This window comes from Pseudomonas cremoricolorata DSM 17059 = NBRC 16634 (assembly GCF_000425745.1).
In the GTDB taxonomy this organism is placed as follows: domain Bacteria; phylum Pseudomonadota; class Gammaproteobacteria; order Pseudomonadales; family Pseudomonadaceae; genus Aquipseudomonas; species Aquipseudomonas cremoricolorata.
On sequence record NZ_AUEA01000002.1, the window covers coordinates 222912 to 239000 of the forward strand.

The 16089-nt window shown below is 64.8% G+C and carries 11 protein-coding genes; 5 read left to right on the forward strand and 6 right to left on the reverse strand.

Going from position 1 to position 16089, the window contains the following annotated elements; translation table 11 throughout:
- Positions 1-44 precede the first annotated feature (44 nt).
- Positions 45-728, reverse strand: a complete 684-nt coding sequence (gene lolD, locus H618_RS0103490; protein ID WP_205621220.1) for a lipoprotein-releasing ABC transporter ATP-binding protein LolD — start codon at positions 726-728, stop codon at positions 45-47.
- Positions 729-735: 7 nt separating this feature from the next.
- Positions 736-1983: a lipoprotein-releasing ABC transporter permease subunit gene (locus H618_RS0103495; protein ID WP_028693745.1), complete on the reverse strand. Its 1248-nt coding sequence runs from the start codon at positions 1981-1983 to the stop codon at positions 736-738.
- Positions 1984-2076: 93 nt separating this feature from the next.
- Between H618_RS0103495 and H618_RS0103500 the strand changes: the two genes are divergently transcribed.
- Together H618_RS0103500 and H618_RS0103505 are read left to right on the forward strand one after the other, a co-directional pair.
- Complete coding sequence (locus H618_RS0103500) at positions 2077-2661, forward strand: PilZ domain-containing protein (protein WP_028693746.1); 585 nt, start codon at positions 2077-2079, stop codon at positions 2659-2661.
- 31 nt (positions 2662-2692) lie between these two features.
- Positions 2693-3415 (forward strand): glycerophosphodiester phosphodiesterase, encoded by a 723-nt coding sequence (locus H618_RS0103505; protein WP_028693747.1) that lies wholly within the window; start codon positions 2693-2695, stop codon positions 3413-3415.
- 42 nt (positions 3416-3457) lie between these two features.
- Here H618_RS0103505 and sthA read toward each other — a convergent pair whose 3' ends face one another.
- The gene (gene sthA, locus H618_RS0103510; RefSeq protein ID WP_028693748.1) at positions 3458-4852 is read right to left on the reverse strand and encodes a Si-specific NAD(P)(+) transhydrogenase; all 1395 of its coding nucleotides are present in this window, start codon (positions 4850-4852) and stop codon (positions 3458-3460) included.
- A 294-nt stretch (positions 4853-5146) separates the two neighbouring features.
- Complete coding sequence (locus H618_RS0103515; RefSeq protein WP_028693749.1) at positions 5147-6610, reverse strand: glyceraldehyde-3-phosphate dehydrogenase; 1464 nt, start codon at positions 6608-6610, stop codon at positions 5147-5149.
- A gap of 163 nt (positions 6611-6773) precedes the next feature.
- Between H618_RS0103515 and mfd the strand changes: the two genes are divergently transcribed.
- The 3 genes from mfd to H618_RS22275 are packed head-to-tail and all read left to right on the forward strand — an operon-like array spanning position 6774 to position 14126.
- Positions 6774-10223, forward strand: coding sequence for a transcription-repair coupling factor (gene mfd / locus H618_RS0103520; RefSeq protein ID WP_028693750.1), 3450 nt, complete (start codon positions 6774-6776; stop codon positions 10221-10223).
- A 10-nt stretch (positions 10224-10233) separates the two neighbouring features.
- Positions 10234-10806, forward strand: coding sequence for a CsiV family protein (locus tag H618_RS0103525; protein WP_028693751.1), 573 nt, complete (start codon positions 10234-10236; stop codon positions 10804-10806).
- A 2-nt stretch (positions 10807-10808) separates the two neighbouring features.
- Positions 10809-14126, forward strand: a complete 3318-nt coding sequence (locus H618_RS22275) for a DEAD/DEAH box helicase (protein WP_081673696.1) — start codon at positions 10809-10811, stop codon at positions 14124-14126.
- Between the two features lie 94 nt (positions 14127-14220).
- Here the strand turns inward: H618_RS22275 and nagZ are convergent, their stop codons facing one another.
- Positions 14221-15210, reverse strand: a complete 990-nt coding sequence (nagZ, locus tag H618_RS0103535; RefSeq protein ID WP_211232351.1) for a beta-N-acetylhexosaminidase — start codon at positions 15208-15210, stop codon at positions 14221-14223.
- Positions 15211-15261: 51 nt separating this feature from the next.
- Entirely contained in the window at positions 15262-15975 is a 714-nt protein-coding gene (locus H618_RS0103540; protein ID WP_028693753.1) for a TetR/AcrR family transcriptional regulator, read from the reverse strand.
- Positions 15976-16089 lie beyond the last annotated feature (114 nt).

Sequence of the window (16089 nt, forward strand, 5' to 3'; positions counted from 1 at the left end):
TAGAAAAAGACGACGGGGCCTGTGCCAGGCCCCGGATGATAGGGTCAGATCGGCACCAGGTGACCGTCTTCCAGACGCAGCACGCGATCCATCTGCCGCGCCAGGTTCAGGTCATGGGTCACGACCAGGAACGCCGTGCGCGAAGCGCTCGACAGCTCCTGCATCAATTCCTGAATACCTTGTGCGGTATGGTGGTCGAGGTTGCCGGTCGGCTCATCGAGCATCACCAGCCCGGGGCGATTGACCAGTGCTCGGGCGATGGCCACGCGCTGGCGCTCGCCGCCGGACAGCTCGGCCGGCTTGTGGCTGAGCCGATGACCCAGCCCCACACGCTTGAGCAGCGCTTCGGCACGCTCGCGCGCCTCGGGAATCGGTGTACGGCCGATCAGCAGCGGCATGCAGACGTTCTCCAGCGCAGTGAACTCGGCCAGCAGGTGGTGGAACTGATAAACGAAGCCCAGTGCCCGGTTGCGCAGCAAGCCGCGGGCCCGCTCACCGAGTGCCGACAGCTCTTCACCGGCCAGCCAGACGCTGCCCTGGCTCGGGGTGTCGAGGCCGCCGAGCAGGTTGAGCAAGGTACTTTTGCCCGAACCGGAACTGCCGACGATGGCCACGCGCTCGCCCGGCAGCAATTCGAGCTGCAGGTTCGCCAGCACCTGGACCGACTCAGGACCCTCTTCGTAGGACTTGCCCAGGTTGCGGCAACTCAATACGGCTTTATCACTCATGGGCGACTCACTCATAACGTAGCGCCTCTGCAGGCTGGGTGCGCGCGGCACGCCAGGCCGGATACAGGGTGGCGAGGAAACTCAGGGCCAGCGCCGCACCGCAGATCATCCACACGTCTTCGGCGAGGATCTGCGACGGCAGGTAATCGATGAAGTACACGTCGGCATTGAGGAATTTGTGCCCGATCAGGCGCTCGATGCCGGCGATCGCGGCGCTGACGTTGAGCGCGGCAAGAATGCCCACCACCGCGCCGATCAGCGTGCCGACCACCCCGATGACCGTACCCTGGACCATGAAGATGGCCATGATCTGCCGCGGCGTGGCGCCCAGCGTACGCAGGATGGCGATGTCGCCGCGCTTGTCGTTGACCACCATCACCAGGGTGGAAATGATGTTGAACGCCGCCACCGCGACGATCAGCAGCAACAGCAGACCGATCATGGATTTCTCCATGCGAATGGCCTGGTAGAGGTTGCCATGGGTGCGGGTCCAGTCACGCGAATAGAAGCGTTGATCGAGACTTTCGGCGATGTCCATGGCCACCCGCGGCGCTTCGAACAGGTCGTCGAACTTCAGGCGCAGACCCTGCACCTGATCGGCCTTCCATCGATGCAGGCGCGACAGGTCGGTGATGTTGGTGATGCCCAGGTAGCCGTCGATCTCGCCCGCGCCGACATGGAAAGTGCCGACCACGGTGAAGCGCTTCATGCGCGGGAACATGCCGGCAGGGGTCACGCTGACCTCGGGGGCGACGAAGGTCAGCTTGTCACCGATGCCTACGCCCAGCTTGGCGGCGGCCTTGTCGCCGATCATGATGCCCCACTCGCCCGGTGCCAGCCGTTCCAGGCCGCCCTGCAAGGTGAAACGATCGATGATCGAGACCTGTTTTTCCAGGCCCGGATCGACACCGTTGAGCAGCACTTTCTGCACCTTGCCGTCGTGGGTCAGCAAGCCCTGCATCTGGGTGAAGGGCGCCACCGCCAGCACCTGGCGGTTCTGCTTGACGCGCTCGGCCAGGGCCGGCCAGTTGTCGATCGGTTCGCCCGATTCGAGGGTGGCGTGGGGGATCATGCCGAGCACGCGGGTGCGCATCTCGTGATCGAAGCCGTTCATCACCGAGAGCACCACGATCATCACCACCACGCCCAGGGCGAGGCCGATCATCGAGGTCAGGGAAATGAACGAGACGAAATGGTTGCGACGCTTGGCACGGGTGTAGCGCGTACCAATGAATACGAAGAGAGGTCTGAACATGTCGGGGCTTGTTCGGATGAAAGGGAACGTCTTTGTGGCGAGGTGCGCAAGGCAGCTTTACACTCGGACCACCGCCGCTACCATGGGTTCACCATGACGACACCAGACGAAGAACGCCGGGGATACTACCGCATCGAAGATCGGATGGCACTGCAAATCACCCCGCTGAGCGCCGCCGAACTGGCCGACAGCGAGCTGACCCAGGGCGCTTCAGCGCTGGTGGCGCTGCTCAGTGAGCTGCACCTGGCCGACTTCGAAAGCCAGCACCTGCTGCGCCAGCTCAGCGACAAGCACCGCATGCTCGCCGCCTTTCTGCGCGCGCAGAACAAGCGCATCGATCTGCTCAGCGCGGTGGTGGCCCAGGGCATGCTCGAGCAGCTCGGCCCCGCGCAGAACGTCATGCTGGCCGAAGATGGCGTCGACTCGCTCAGCGCGCAGCCGATCACCCCCGGCACCCGCGTTGCCGTGCAGATGGTGCTCATGCCCAGGGCCCATGGCCTGGTGCTGCGTGGGCGCATCAGCGCTTGCCAGCCGCGCGCCGAAGGTGACTATGCCCTGAGCACCGAATTCACCGAACTCACCGATGCCCAGCGCCAGCTGCTGGCCCGGCACATTCTGCAGCGCCAGCAGCAGCAACGTCGCCAGGCCTTGGAACAGAACGACCCAACGACCCCGTGAGCCCCTGCTCTCTCGACCTGAAGGAACGATCGTGACTCTCATCTACGGCCACCGCGGCGCCAAGGGCGAAGCCCCCGAGAACACCCTGACCAGCTTCCGCCAATGCCTGTCCCATGGCGTGACCCGCTGCGAGCTGGACCTGCACCTGTCGGCCGATAACGAGCTGATGGTCATCCACGACCCGACCCTCAAGCGCACCACCGGCCGGCGCGGCAAGGTGGTCGAGCACAGCGCTGCCGACCTGGCCACCTACGATGCCCGCCAGGGCGGTCCAGGCTGGGTTCAGCCTTGCCACATACCGACGCTGAAAACGCTGTTCGAGCAATGCGACTTCGAACACTGGCAGTTGGAAGTCAAAAGCGCTTCGCGCACCCGCGCCGCCAGCACGGTGCTGGCGATTCGCGAACTGGCCCAGCAGTTCGACCTGCTCGACAAGGTGACGATCACATCCAGCTCTCGGGAAGTGCTGGACGCGGCTCAGGATCTGGTTCCGGATGTATCGCGCGGCCTGGTCGCCGAATACGCCTGGCTCGATCCGCTGAAGGTGGCGCACAACTACGGTTGCGAGGTGCTCGCACTGAACTGGACGCTGTGTACCCCCGAGCGCCTGAGCAAGGCCCAGGCGCAGGGGCTGCACGTGTCGGTGTGGACGGTCAACGAGCCGGCGCTGATGCACCGGCTGGCTGATTTTGGTGTCGACAGCCTGATTACAGACTTTCCCGGTTTGGCCAGGACCACCCTCGGCAAGGACTGAAATCACTCACCCCGACCGGCTCAGGCCACCGGCCGGAGCCGCTCAAAAAAGCCGGTTCAGGCCGTCGTAGGCCGCTACCCGATACGCTTCGGCCATGGTCGGGTAGTTGAAGGTGGTATTGACGAAGTACTTCAGGTTGTTCTGCTCGCCGGGCTGGCTCATCACCGCCTGGCCAATGTGCACGATCTCCGAGGCCTGGTAGCCGAAGCAGTGCACGCCAAGCACTTCCAGGGTTTCGCGGTGGAACAGGATCTTCAGCATGCCCTGCGGCTCACCGGCGATCTGCGCGCGGGCCATGCTCTTGAAGAAGGCCTTGCCCACTTCGTAAGGCACCTTGGCCTGGGTCAGCTCCTGTTCGTTCTTGCCGATCGAGCTGATCTCCGGAATGGTGTAGATGCCGGTCGGCACGTCGTTGACGAAGCGCCAGCTGCCGTTGTCGACGATGCTGCCTGCCGCCGAGCGACCCTGGTCGTGTGCGGCACTGGCCAGACTCGGCCAGCCGATGACATCGCCTGCGCCATAGATGTTGGCGACGTCGGTGCGGTAGTTCTCGTCCACTTCGATCTGGCCACGGCTGTTGACCTTGATGCCGATGTTCTCAAGGCCCAGCTTGTCGGTGTTGCCGGTGCGGCCGTTGCACCAGAGCAAGGCGTCGGCCTTGATCTTCTTGCCCGACTTCAGGTGCAGGATCACCCCGTTGTCGAGCCCTTCGACGCGCTCGTAGTCTTCGTTATGCCGGACGGTGATGTTGTTGTTGCTGAAGTGGTAGCTCAGCGCCTGGGAAATTTCCGAGTCAAGGAAGCTGAGCAACTGCCCGCGGTTGTCCACCAGCTCGACCAGCACGCCCAGGCCGCTGAAGATCGAAGCGTACTCGCAACCGATCACGCCGGCGCCGTAGACGATCAGTTTGCGCGGGGTGTGGCTGAGGCTGAGGATGGTGTCGCTGTCGTACACGCGCGGGTGATTGAAGTCGATGTCGGCCGGGCGATAAGGCCGCGAGCCGGTGGCGATGATGATGTGCTTGGCCACCAGCTGCTCTACCACGCCGTTGGGGCACACCACTTGCACGGTCTGCTCGTCGGCGAAGCTGCCGGTGCCGAAGAACAGGTCGACGCGGTTGCGCGCGTAGTAGCCGGTGCGCGAGGCGACCTGCTTGGCGATGACCTTCTCGGCGCTCTTGAGCACGTCGGGGAATGAGAACCAGCGCGGCTCGCCGATGGCACGGAACATCGGATTGGTGTTGAACTGCATGATCTGGCGCACCGAGTGACGCAGGGCCTTGGACGGAATGGTGCCCAGGTGGGTGCAGTTGCCGCCGACCTGGCGGCGGGTGTCGACCATCGCCACCTTGCGACCGGCCTTGGCGGCGTTCATCGCCGCGCCTTCTCCGGCAGGGCCGGAACCCAGTACCACCACGTCGTAGTTGTAGACAGCCATGCGTACTCCTTCAGAACGGGCCCGGCGGCCGAGCTGGCCGCGGGGCTTGGCCATGGCGCCCAAGCGCCATGTAAAAATTCTTGTGCAGTTTAATGAAGCGCCAATGGCGCGCACATTAACCCTTGGTCGCGTCGTAGGCCAATTCTGCCTGCACTACATGTCACTTGCCTGCTTGCTTGCTGGCGCCGTTTCATGCGCTCGGCGCGCCTTGCTCGTGCGCTTGCGCAGTCTGTGCAGGCCAGACGCAAAACGGGAACCCGAAGGTTCCCGTTTCGCCTGCACATTACCCGCCGATCAGCGCGGGAATGCCGGTGGGTTGACCCCGGCCATGTCTTCCATCACCCGCACGACCTGGCAGCTGTAGCCAAACTCGTTGTCGTACCAGACGTACAGCACGACGCGGTTGTCGTTGGCGATGGTCGCCTCGGCATCCACCACGCCTGCGTGGCGCGAGCCGACGAAGTCGGTGGAGACCACTTCCTGCGAGCTGACGTAGTCGATCTGCTTGTGCAGGTCAGAGTGCATGGCGGTCTGACGCAGGTACTCGTTGATCTCCTCGCGGGAGGTCGGCTTTTCCAGGTTCAGGTTGAGAATGGCCATGGACACGTTCGGCGTCGGCACGCGAATGGCGTTGCCGGTCAGCTTGCCCTTGAGCACCGGCAGCGCCTTGGCCGCAGCGGTGGCGGCGCCGGTCTCGGTGATGACCATGTTCAGCGTCGCGGCGCGGCCACGACGGCTGCCCTTGTGGAAGTTGTCGATCAGGTTCTGGTCGTTGGTGAACGAGTGAACGGTTTCGACGTGACCGTTGATGATGCCGTACTTGTCGTTGACCGCCTTGAGCACCGGCACGATGGCGTTGGTGGTGCACGAGGCCGCGGAAACGATCTTGTCGTCGGCGGTGATGTCGCCGTGGTTGATGCCATGCACGACGTTCTTCAGCGCGCCCTTGCCCGGTGCGGTGAGGATCACGCGGCCTGCGCCAGGGCAGGTCAGGTGCTGGCCGAGGCCGTCGGCATCACGCCATACACCGGTGTTGTCGACGATCAGGGCATTGTTGATGCCGTACTGGGTGTAGTCGACTTCACTGGGGTTCTTGGCGTAGATGACCTGGATCAGGTTGCCGTTGGCGGTGATGGTGTTGTTGGCTTCGTCGATGACGATGGTGCCGTCGAACGGGCCATGCACCGAATCACGACGCAGCAGGCTGGCGCGCTTGACCAGGTCGTTTTCCGAACCCTTGCGCACGACGATGGCGCGCAGGCGCAGGCCGTCGCCACCACCGGTTTTCTCGATCAGGATGCGCGCCAGCAGGCGGCCAATACGGCCAAAGCCGTACAGCACCACGTCGGTGCCCTTGCGCTCGCCGCTGCCTTGCTTACCCACTACATCGGCCAGTTCCTCGCGAACGAAGTCTTCGGCGCTACGGCCCTTGCCTTCGAGCTTGAACTTGTTGGCCAGCTTGCCCAGGTCGACCGAAGCGGCGCCCAGTTTCAGCTCGCTCATGGCCTTGAGCAGCGGGAACGTCTCGTGCACGGACAGCTCGGTTTCGTCGGTCTGACGATGACGCGCAAAGCGGTGCGCCTTGAGGATCGAGATCACCGAACGGTTGATCAGGCTGCGGCCATAGATCGAGCTTACCACGTTGTTATTGCGGTAGAGCTGACCAATCAGCGGAATCATCGCTTCGGCAAGCGCTTCACGATCGATCCACTCACCAAGACACTGGTCGGGCTTCTGAGTCACGGGAACCTTCCACATGTAGGGACAAAAAAAAGGGGCTACATTATGCCGCCCCTGAGTCTATCGGGCAATCGGCGACGCGTGTGGGGTGGTGCATATTCAATGCCGCATGAACCTGACAGCCATGCCCGCCCCCGGTACAATCGACCTCTTTGCCGCAACGCTTGGAGTCCGATCTCCCGTGTCAGTTCTGCGCCTCCCGAAAATGTCGGCAACAGCCGGCAAACAAACCTGGGGCAACCTGCAGGGCGCCGCCCTGAGCCTTGCCATTGCCGAGGCGGCCAGCAGTGCCGGCCGCTTCACCTTGCTGCTGACCGCCGACAGCCAGGCCGCCGATCGTCTGGAACAGGAACTGCGCTTCTTCGCCCCGCAGTTGCCGGTACTGCCTTTCCCTGACTGGGAAACCCTGCCGTACGACCTGTTCTCGCCGCACCAGGACATCATTTCCCAGCGTATCGCCAGCCTCTACCGCTTGCCGGAACTGGACCACGGCATCCTCGTGGTACCGATCACCACGGCTTTGCATCGCCTGGCGCCGACGCGTTTTCTGCTCGGCAGCAGCCTGGTGCTGGATGTCGGCCAGAAGATCGACGTCGAGCAGATGCGCGCACGCCTTGAAGCCAGCGGCTACCGCTGCGTCGATACGGTGTACGAACACGGCGAGTTCGCCGTGCGCGGCGCGCTGATCGACCTGTTCCCCATGGGCAGCCGCCAGCCGTACCGCATCGACCTGTTCGATGACGAGATCGAAACCCTGCGCACTTTCGACCCCGAGACCCAGCGCTCGATCGACAAGGTCGAATCGATTCGCCTGCTGCCGGCGCGCGAATTCCCGATGCAAAAAGACGAAGTGACGCGCTTCAAGGCACGCTTTCGCGAGCGTTTCGACGTCGATTTTCGCCGCAGCGCGATCTTCCAGGACCTGGCCAGCGGAATCGTACCGGCCGGCATCGAGTACTACCTGCCGCTGTTCTTCGAAGAAACCTCGACCCTGTTCGATTACCTGCCAGGCGACACCCAGGTGTTTTCCCTGCCAGGCGTCGAGCAGGCCGCCGAAACCTTCTGGAACGACGTGCGCGGGCGCTATGAAGATCGCCGCGGCGACCTCAGCCGGCCACTGCTGCCGCCGGCCGAGCTGTTCTTGCCGGTGGAAGACTGCTTCGCCCGTCTCAAGCAATGGCCACGCGTGGTGGTCAGCAGCGAGGATGTCGGCAGCGGCACCGGGCGCCAGCAGTTCGCCACCCAGCGCCTGCCGGATCTTGCCATCGAAGCCAAGGCCAATCAGCCCCTGGCGGCGCTCTCGCAGTTCCTCGAGCAGTTCCCCGGCCGGGTGCTGTTCACCGCCGAATCGGCCGGCCGGCGCGAAGTGCTGCTCGAGCTGCTCGAACGGCTCAAGCTGCGCCCGCAGAACGTCGAGAGCTGGGCCGAGTTCGTCAGCAGCGCCGCGCGCCTGGCGATCACCATCGCGCCGCTGGACGATGGCCTGCAGCTGCAAGACCCCGACTTGGCGCTGATCGCCGAAAGCCCGCTGTTCGGCCAGCGCGTGATGCAGCGTCGGCGCCGCGAAAAGCGCGGCGAGGCAGCCAACGATGCGGTGATCAAGAACCTCACCGAGCTGCGCGAAGGCGCGCCGGTGGTGCACATCGACCATGGTGTGGGCCGCTACCTGGGCCTGGCGACCCTGGAAATCGACGACCAGGCCGCCGAATTCCTCACGCTGGAATACGCCGAAGGCGCCAAGCTGTATGTTCCGGTCGCCAACCTGCACCTGATCGCCCGCTACACCGGCAGCGACGACGCTCTGGCGCCGTTGCACCGGCTGGGTTCGGAAACCTGGCAGAAGGCCAAGCGCAAGGCGGCCGAGCAGGTCCGCGATGTCGCCGCCGAGCTGCTCGACATCTACGCCCGCCGCGCGGCGCGGGTGGGCCACGCCTTTGCCGACCCTGCGGCGGACTACGCCACCTTCAGCGCCGGCTTCCCGTTCGAAGAAACCCCCGACCAGCAGTCGGCCATCGAAGCGGTGCGCCAGGACATGCTGGCCGCCAAGCCCATGGATCGCCTGGTCTGTGGCGATGTCGGCTTCGGCAAGACCGAAGTGGCCATGCGCGCTGCGTTCATCGCCGTGCACAGTGGCCGACAGGTAGCCCTGCTGGTGCCCACCACCTTGCTCGCCCAGCAGCACTACAACAGCTTCCGCGACCGCTTCGCCGAGTGGCCGGTGAAGGTCGAGGTCATGAGCCGCTTCAAGTCGGCCAAGGAAGTGTCGGCCGCGGCAGCGGAGCTTGCCGACGGCAAGATCGACATCCTCATCGGCACCCACAAGCTGCTGCAGGATGACGTGCGTTTCAAGGACCTGGGCCTGGTGATCATCGACGAAGAGCACCGTTTCGGGGTGCGCCAGAAGGAACAGCTCAAGGCGCTGCGCAGCGAGGTCGACATCCTCACCCTCACCGCCACGCCGATTCCGCGCACGCTGAACATGGCCGTGGCCGGCATGCGCGACCTGTCGATCATCGCCACTCCGCCGGCGCGGCGCCTGTCGGTGCGCACGTTCGTCATGGAGCAGAACAACAGCACCATCAAGGAAGCGTTGCTGCGTGAGCTGCTGCGCGGCGGCCAGGTGTACTACCTGCACAACGACGTGAAGAGCATCGAGAAATGCGCCAACGACCTCGCCGCGCTGGTGCCTGAGGCGCGCATCGGCATCGGCCACGGGCAGATGCGCGAGCGCGAGCTGGAACAGGTGATGAGCGACTTCTACCACAAGCGCTTCAACGTGCTGGTGGCCTCGACCATCATCGAAACCGGCATCGACGTGCCGAGCGCCAACACCATCGTCATCGAACGCGCCGACAAGTTCGGCCTGGCCCAGTTGCACCAGTTGCGTGGCCGGGTCGGGCGCAGTCACCACCAGGCTTATGCCTACCTGCTCACCCCACCGCGCCAGCAGGTCAGCGCCGATGCGGAAAAACGCCTGGAAGCCATCGCCAACACCCAGGACCTGGGCGCAGGTTTCGTGCTGGCCACCAACGACCTGGAAATCCGTGGCGCCGGCGAGCTGCTCGGCGAAGGCCAGAGCGGGCAGATTCAGGCAGTCGGCTTCACCCTGTACATGGAAATGCTCGAACGGGCGGTCAAGGCTATCCGCAAGGGCACACAGCCGAACCTGGAGCAGCCGCTGGGCGGCGGGCCGGAGATCAACCTGCGCCTGCCGGCGCTGATCCCCGAGGATTACCTGCCGGACGTGCATGCCCGGCTGATCCTGTACAAACGCATCGCCTCGGCCGCCGACGAGGAAGGCCTCAAAGACCTGCAGGTGGAAATGATCGACCGCTTTGGCCTGCTGCCGGAGCCGACCAAGAACCTGATTCGCCTGACCCTGCTGAAATTGCAGGCCGAAAAACTCGGCATCAAGAAAGTCGATGCCGGGCCCAATGGCGGCAAGATCGAGTTCGAGGCCGAAACGCCGGTCGATCCGCTAACCCTGATCAAGCTGATTCAGGGCCAGCCCAAGCGCTACAAGTTCGAGGGCGCCACGCAGTTCCGCTTCCTCGTTCCGATGGAACGCGCCGACGAGCGCTTCTCGACCCTCGAGGCGCTGTTCGAGCGCCTGACACCACCGACTGCCTGAAGGAACATCCATGCGTGCCATTCATTGCCTGAGCCTGCTGCTGGCCCTCGCTGCCCCCCTCGCCAGCGCTGACGGCCTGTACCAGGTCGAGATGATTCTGATCAGGCAGAATGCCGTGCCCGCCCAGGCCAGTGCCCCCGCCCCGGCCCACTGGCGCGAGGGCGCCACGCCGCTTGCGGCCGACGCCGAGCGGCCAGCCCGGCTCAACGGCGAGCTCGAGCGCCTGCAAGGCAACCCTGAGTACAGCGTGCTGCTGCACAAGTCGTGGGAGCAGTCGCTTGGCCCGCAGCCGAGCCTGATCGCCCTCAGCGGCGGTGAGTCGACCTATGGTCGCTTCCCCATCGAAGGCACGCTGAGCCTCACCGAGGGCCGCTTCATCGCAGCCCAGGCGCGCTTCTGGGTCAACCAGCTCGACGGCAATGGGCGAGTGATCGAAAGCGAACAGTTCCGCCAGAGCAATGCCAACGTCAAACGCGCCCAGCTCAACTTCCTCGACGGTGGTCATCTGGCGCTGCTGCTCAAGGTCAGCCCGGTCGGCGGCCGACAACCGGCGCCGGTCGACACTGAACTGCTGGAGCAGTGACGGTGGCCGAACCGCGCGCCCTGACCCTGTTGCGTCAGTCCAACGCCTGGGTCGAGCAGTTCGATCCGCGGACCTTGAAGCGCGGCGCCGAGTACGCTCGCCAGGGCCGTTCCCGGCTGGTGAAGATCGATGACCTGTCGATCATCGCGCGCTGCGAAGGCTCGGGAGCCGAGTTCTACCAGCAGTCGATCAACCTCATCGCCCAGCCCGCTGGCCTGCGGTTGATCTGCCGCTGCAGTTGCCCGGTGCAGGGCAACTGCAAACACAGCGCCGCCGCGCTGTACACCTTGCAGCAGCAGGCCCAGGCAAGCGCCGGCGATGATCACTCGCAGCAACTGCCGCCGGAACTCAACTCTTGGATGAGCGGCCTGGAAAACCCGGCAACTGCGAGCGCCGACAAGCCCGACAGCAAAGGCCGCGCGCTGTATTACCAGGTCGGCATCGATGAACCGCAGTGCTACCTGCAAGTGCACAAGGGCGTGCTCGACAGCGCCGGCGAGCTGGAGCTGACCCCGGTGAAATCGTTGCCCGAGCTGGTCTACTATCCGCCGCGCTACGTCAGCGACGGCGACAAACGCCTGCTGCGCCTGCTGGAGAGTCACCGCCCACACGGCACGTTGCTGTCCAGAATTGCCCTGCATGGCGCCGAAGGTGCGGAAATCCTCGAGTACGCCCTGGCAACCGGGCGTCTGCTGTGGACGCAACAGCTGCCCGCCCTGAGCGCAGGCCCGCTGCGCAGCGGCGAATTTCGCTGGCTGCGCAACGACAGCGGGCACTACCGCGGCGCCTGGTTCGACGGCGACGCTGCGTTCGAACAGATCCTGCCACTGACGCCATTGTTCTACCTCGACAGCCAACAACGACTGCTGGGCAAACTGGAGCATGAACTCGACCCGTTCATCGCCACGCAACTGTCCCAGGCGCCGAGCGTGCCCGAGCACCTGGTCGTGCCGCTGAGCCATCGGCTCAACGCGCTCAATCGTCAGGTGCCGACCCCGACCCAGGTGCGCAGTGAGCGCCTCGATGACGTGCAGCCGGTGCCGCACCTGGCCCTGGGCAGCATCGAGTTCAGCGCCTACGCAACCAAGACCGGACGCATGCAGCGACAGATGCAGCACCGCGCCGCGCTGTCGTTCGACTATCTGGGCGTGCGCGCCAGCGGCAGCAGCGACAAACCGCTGACCCGCCTGCAAGACGCCGTCAGCCAGCGCATCGAGCGCCAGCCGAAGGCGGAAAACGCGGCGCGCAAGGTGCTGCGCGACCTGGGTTTCAAGCCCGCCATGCGCCAAAGCAAGGCATTGCCCGACAGCGCCGGCGAGATGCTGCAGTTGCCCGACGATGAAGCCTGGCTGAGCGTATCTCGCGAGGCACTGCCGCGCCTGCGCGAGGCGGGCTGGGTGATCGACGTGCAGCGCGATTTCTCGTTCAACCTGCACAGCGTCGAGGACTGGTACGCCGATATCGACGAAGCCGCAGGTCGCGAGTGGTTCGACCTGGAACTGGGCATCGTGGTCGACGGCCAACGCCACAGCCTGCTGCCCATCGTTCTGCACCTGCTGCGCAGCAACCCAGAACTGCTGCGTCAGGGCGAACTGGCCAAGCGCGGCGACGATGAACACTTGCTGGTCGATCTCAATCAGCAGCGCCCCGACGGCCCAGCCCTGCGCGTGGCCTTGCCCTACGGCCGCCTGCGCGCGTTGATGGCGACCCTCGGCGATCTGTTCCACAGCGATGACCCAGGCAACCCGCAGCTACGCCTGGACCGCGCCGACGCCGCGCGCCTCAACCAGCTCGACGCGCTGCCGCTGAAGTGGCAAGGCGGCGAGGCGGTGCGCCACCTTGGCCAGCGCCTGCGCGATGCCCGTGAGTTGCAGGTGGCGCCGCCCGAGCGGCTGATGGCCAGCCTGCGGCCTTACCAACAGCAGGGGCTCAATTGGCTGCAGGTGCTGCGCGAGCTGGGCGTCGGCGGTGTGCTGGGCGATGACATGGGCCTGGGCAAGACCTTGCAGACCCTGGCGCATCTGCTGCTGGAAAAACAGGCCGGGCGCCTGCAGCGACCCGCCCTGGTGGTGCTGCCCACCAGCCTGGTGCCGAACTGGATCGACGAAGCGCAGCGCTTCGCCCCCGACCTGCGCGTGCTCAGCCTGCACGGCCCAGGCCGCAGCAAGTATTTCGCCCAACTTGCCGAATACGACCTGGTGCTCACCACCTACGCCCTGGTGCCGCGCGATCTCGAGCACCTGCAGGCACAGCCATGGCATGTGCTGGTGCTCGACGAAGCGCAGAACATCAAGAGCAGCACCAGCAAGGCCGCCAGTGCGCTGCGAGAATTGCAGGCCCAGCAGCGTATCTGCCTGAGCGGCACACCGGTGGAAAACAACCTGGGTGAGCTGTGGTCGCTGTTTCACTTCCTCATGCCGGGCTGGCTAGGCGATCAGAAGGGCTTCAACCGCGACTACCGTACGCCCATCGAGCGCCACGGCGACACCGAGCGCATGGCCCACCTGGCCCGGCGCATCAGACCGTTCCTGTTGCGCCGCACCAAGGAAGAGGTGGCCCGCGACCTGCCGCCCAAGACCGAGATGATTCACTGGGTCGAGCTCAGCGATGCCCAGCGCGATACCTATGAAGCGGTGCGCGTGGCGATGGACGAGAAAGTGCGCGAGGAGATCGCCCGCAACGGTGCGGCGCGCAGTCAGATCGTCATCCTCGATGCGCTGCTCAAACTGCGCCAGGTGTGTTGCGACCTGCGCCTGGTCAAAGGCAGTGAGGTCAAGAGCAGCCAGCACGACAAAGGCAAGCTCGGCAGCCTGCTGGAGATGCTCGATGAGCTGCTGCGCGAAGGGCGGCGGATTCTGTTGTTCTCGCAGTTCACCTCGATGCTCGCGCTGATCGAGCAGGCGTTGGTCAAACGTGGCATTCGCTACAGCCTGCTGACCGGCGACACCCGCGACCGCCGCGCGCCGGTGGCGGCCTTCCAGAACGGCGACAGCGAGGTGTTTCTGATCAGCCTCAAGGCCGGGGGCACCGGACTGAACCTGACCGCTGCCGACACGGTGATCCACTACGACCCATGGTGGAACCCGGCCAGCGAAAACCAGGCCACCGACCGCGCCTACCGCATCGGCCAGGACAAGCCCGTGTTCGTCTTCAAGCTGATCACCCGCGGCACGGTGGAGGAAAAGATTCAGCAACTGCAGCAAGACAAGGCAGCGCTGGCCGCAGGCCTGCTGGGTGACGAACAGGCCGGGCAATGGCGCATGAGCGACGAGGATATCGAGGCGCTGTTCGCGCCACTGCCGCCGCGGCGCACGCGCTAGGCGCAGCTGCAAGCTGCAAGCTGCAAGCTGCAAGCTGCAAGCTGCAAGCCAAAGCCTAACCTTAGCTTGCCACTTGCCGCTTACGGTTCGCCGCTCACTGCGCGCGGCGCAGTGCCTCCAACGCCTGGAGCCAACGGGGCTGCTCGCGGTAGTCGGTGCGGGGATAGCTGCGACCGCGCATGCTGGCGATGCGTGGTGAGGGCTGTATGTGCAGGCGTTGGGCGGCACTCAGGGCCAGTTCGGCGGCGGCGCGGTCGTTGCACACCAGGCCCATGTCGCACCCGGCGCTAAGGGCCGCTTCGATGCGGCTGGCGGCATCGCCGACCACATGGGCACCGGCCATCGACAGGTCATCGCTGAAGATCACCCCGGTAAAGCCCAGCTCACCGCGCAGGATGTCCTGCAGCCAACGCCGCGAGAAACCGGCCGGCTGGTTGTCCACCTGCGGGTAGATGACATGCGCCGGCATCACCGCCGCCAGTTGGCTGCTCAGGTGCTTGAACGGCAGCAAGTCGGCCTGGCGCAGTTGCTCGAGACTGCGCTCGTCGGTAGGGATGGCGACATGCGAGTCGGCCTCGGCCCAGCCGTGGCCGGGAAAGTGCTTGCCACAGGCGGCCATGCCGGCGGCATGCATGCCACGGATGAACGCGCCGGCCAGGGCGGTGGCGCGCAGCGGATCGCCCTCGAAGGCGCGTGTGCCGACCACCGCGCTGCGCTGATGGTCAAGGTCGAGCACCGGCGCGAAGCTAAGGTCCAGCCCCACCGCGAGCACCTCGGTGGCCATCAGCCAGCCGCACTGCTCGGCCAGGTACTCGGCGTTGTCATGCTCTGCCAGGCTGCGCATGGCCGGCAGGCGCACGAAGCCCTGGCGCAGGCGCTGCACCCGGCCACCTTCCTGATCCACCGCCAGAATCAGGTCTGGGCGGATGGCGCGAATCGACGCGCACAGCTCACGCACCTGACGCGGGCTGTCGATATTGCGGGCGAAGATGATCAGGCCGGCCACTTGCGGCTGACGAAGCAGGTGGCGGTCTTCAGCGGTCAGCCAGTGACCGTCGATATCCACCATCAGGGAGCCTTGCAGGCGGGCAGTCATAGGAAATCCTTGAATACAGGAAGAAATGAAACGCGGGGCCTACGCCTTGGCTGGCGCAGGCGGGGTGAGCGGTTTGCTGCGTGGGCGCAATTGCGCGTCGGCCATGGCGGCATCACTGACGGCGGTATCGGCGCGCATGCCGGCGGCGAGGAACGGCACCATCAGGCGCATCACCTGCTCGATCGAGGTATCGATGCCGAAATCGTTCTCGGCGATGGCGCGCAAGGCCTTGATTCCGGACATGCTGAACGCGGCGGCGCCGAGCATGAAATGCACGCGCCAGAACAGCTCCAGTGGCGGAATACGAGGCGCGGCTTCGTTGACCAACAGCATGTAACGGCGGAACACCTTGCCGTACATGTCTTCCAGGTAACGTCGCAGGTGACCCTGGCTCTCGCTGAACGCAAGGCCCAGCAGGCGCATGAAGATGGACAGGTCGTTGTTGCTGCGAGGCTGCACGGCCAAAGCCTGATCGACCAGCATTTCCAGCAGCTCCTCAAGGCTCGGCTTGAGTTCGGGCCGCGCCTGACGCCGCTCCAGCTCACGTTCCAGGCTTGCACAGAACGGCCCGAGGAAACGCGAGAAGACCGCCTGGATCAGCGCTTTCTTCGAGCCGAAGTGGTAATTTACCGCCGCCAGGTTGACCCCGGCCTTGCTGGTGATCAGCCGCAGCGAGGTTTCCGCAAAGCCTCGTTCCGCGAACAACTGCTCGGCAGCGTCGAGAATGCGTTCAACGGTTTCGGATTGGGCCATGACTTGATTCCACTCGCCAGACAAACAGTTGTTTGAAACATACGTTTCAGTCCTTTCCCTGTCAAGGATCAGTGACCGACCGGTCGTTATCTGACAGCCCTGTAATCGCCCGGC

Bases quoted from the DNA above. Each gene is read 5' to 3' on its own strand.
- H618_RS0103495 (WP_028693745.1), bottom strand. From the start codon at position 1,983: ATGTTCAGACCTCTCTTCGTATTCATTGGTACGCGCTACACCCGTGCC.
- H618_RS0103540 (WP_028693753.1), bottom strand. From the start codon at position 15,975: ATGGCCCAATCCGAAACCGTTGAACGCATTCTCGACGCTGCCGAGCAG.
- H618_RS0103500 (WP_028693746.1), top strand. From the start codon at position 2,077: ATGACGACACCAGACGAAGAACGCCGGGGATACTACCGCATCGAAGAT.
- sthA (WP_028693748.1), bottom strand. From the start codon at position 4,852: ATGGCTGTCTACAACTACGACGTGGTGGTACTGGGTTCCGGCCCTGCC.
- H618_RS0103515 (WP_028693749.1), bottom strand. From the start codon at position 6,610: ATGTGGAAGGTTCCCGTGACTCAGAAGCCCGACCAGTGTCTTGGTGAG.
- lolD (WP_205621220.1), bottom strand. From the start codon at position 728: ATGAGTGATAAAGCCGTATTGAGTTGCCGCAACCTGGGCAAGTCCTAC.
- H618_RS0103525 (WP_028693751.1), top strand. From the start codon at position 10,234: ATGCGTGCCATTCATTGCCTGAGCCTGCTGCTGGCCCTCGCTGCCCCC.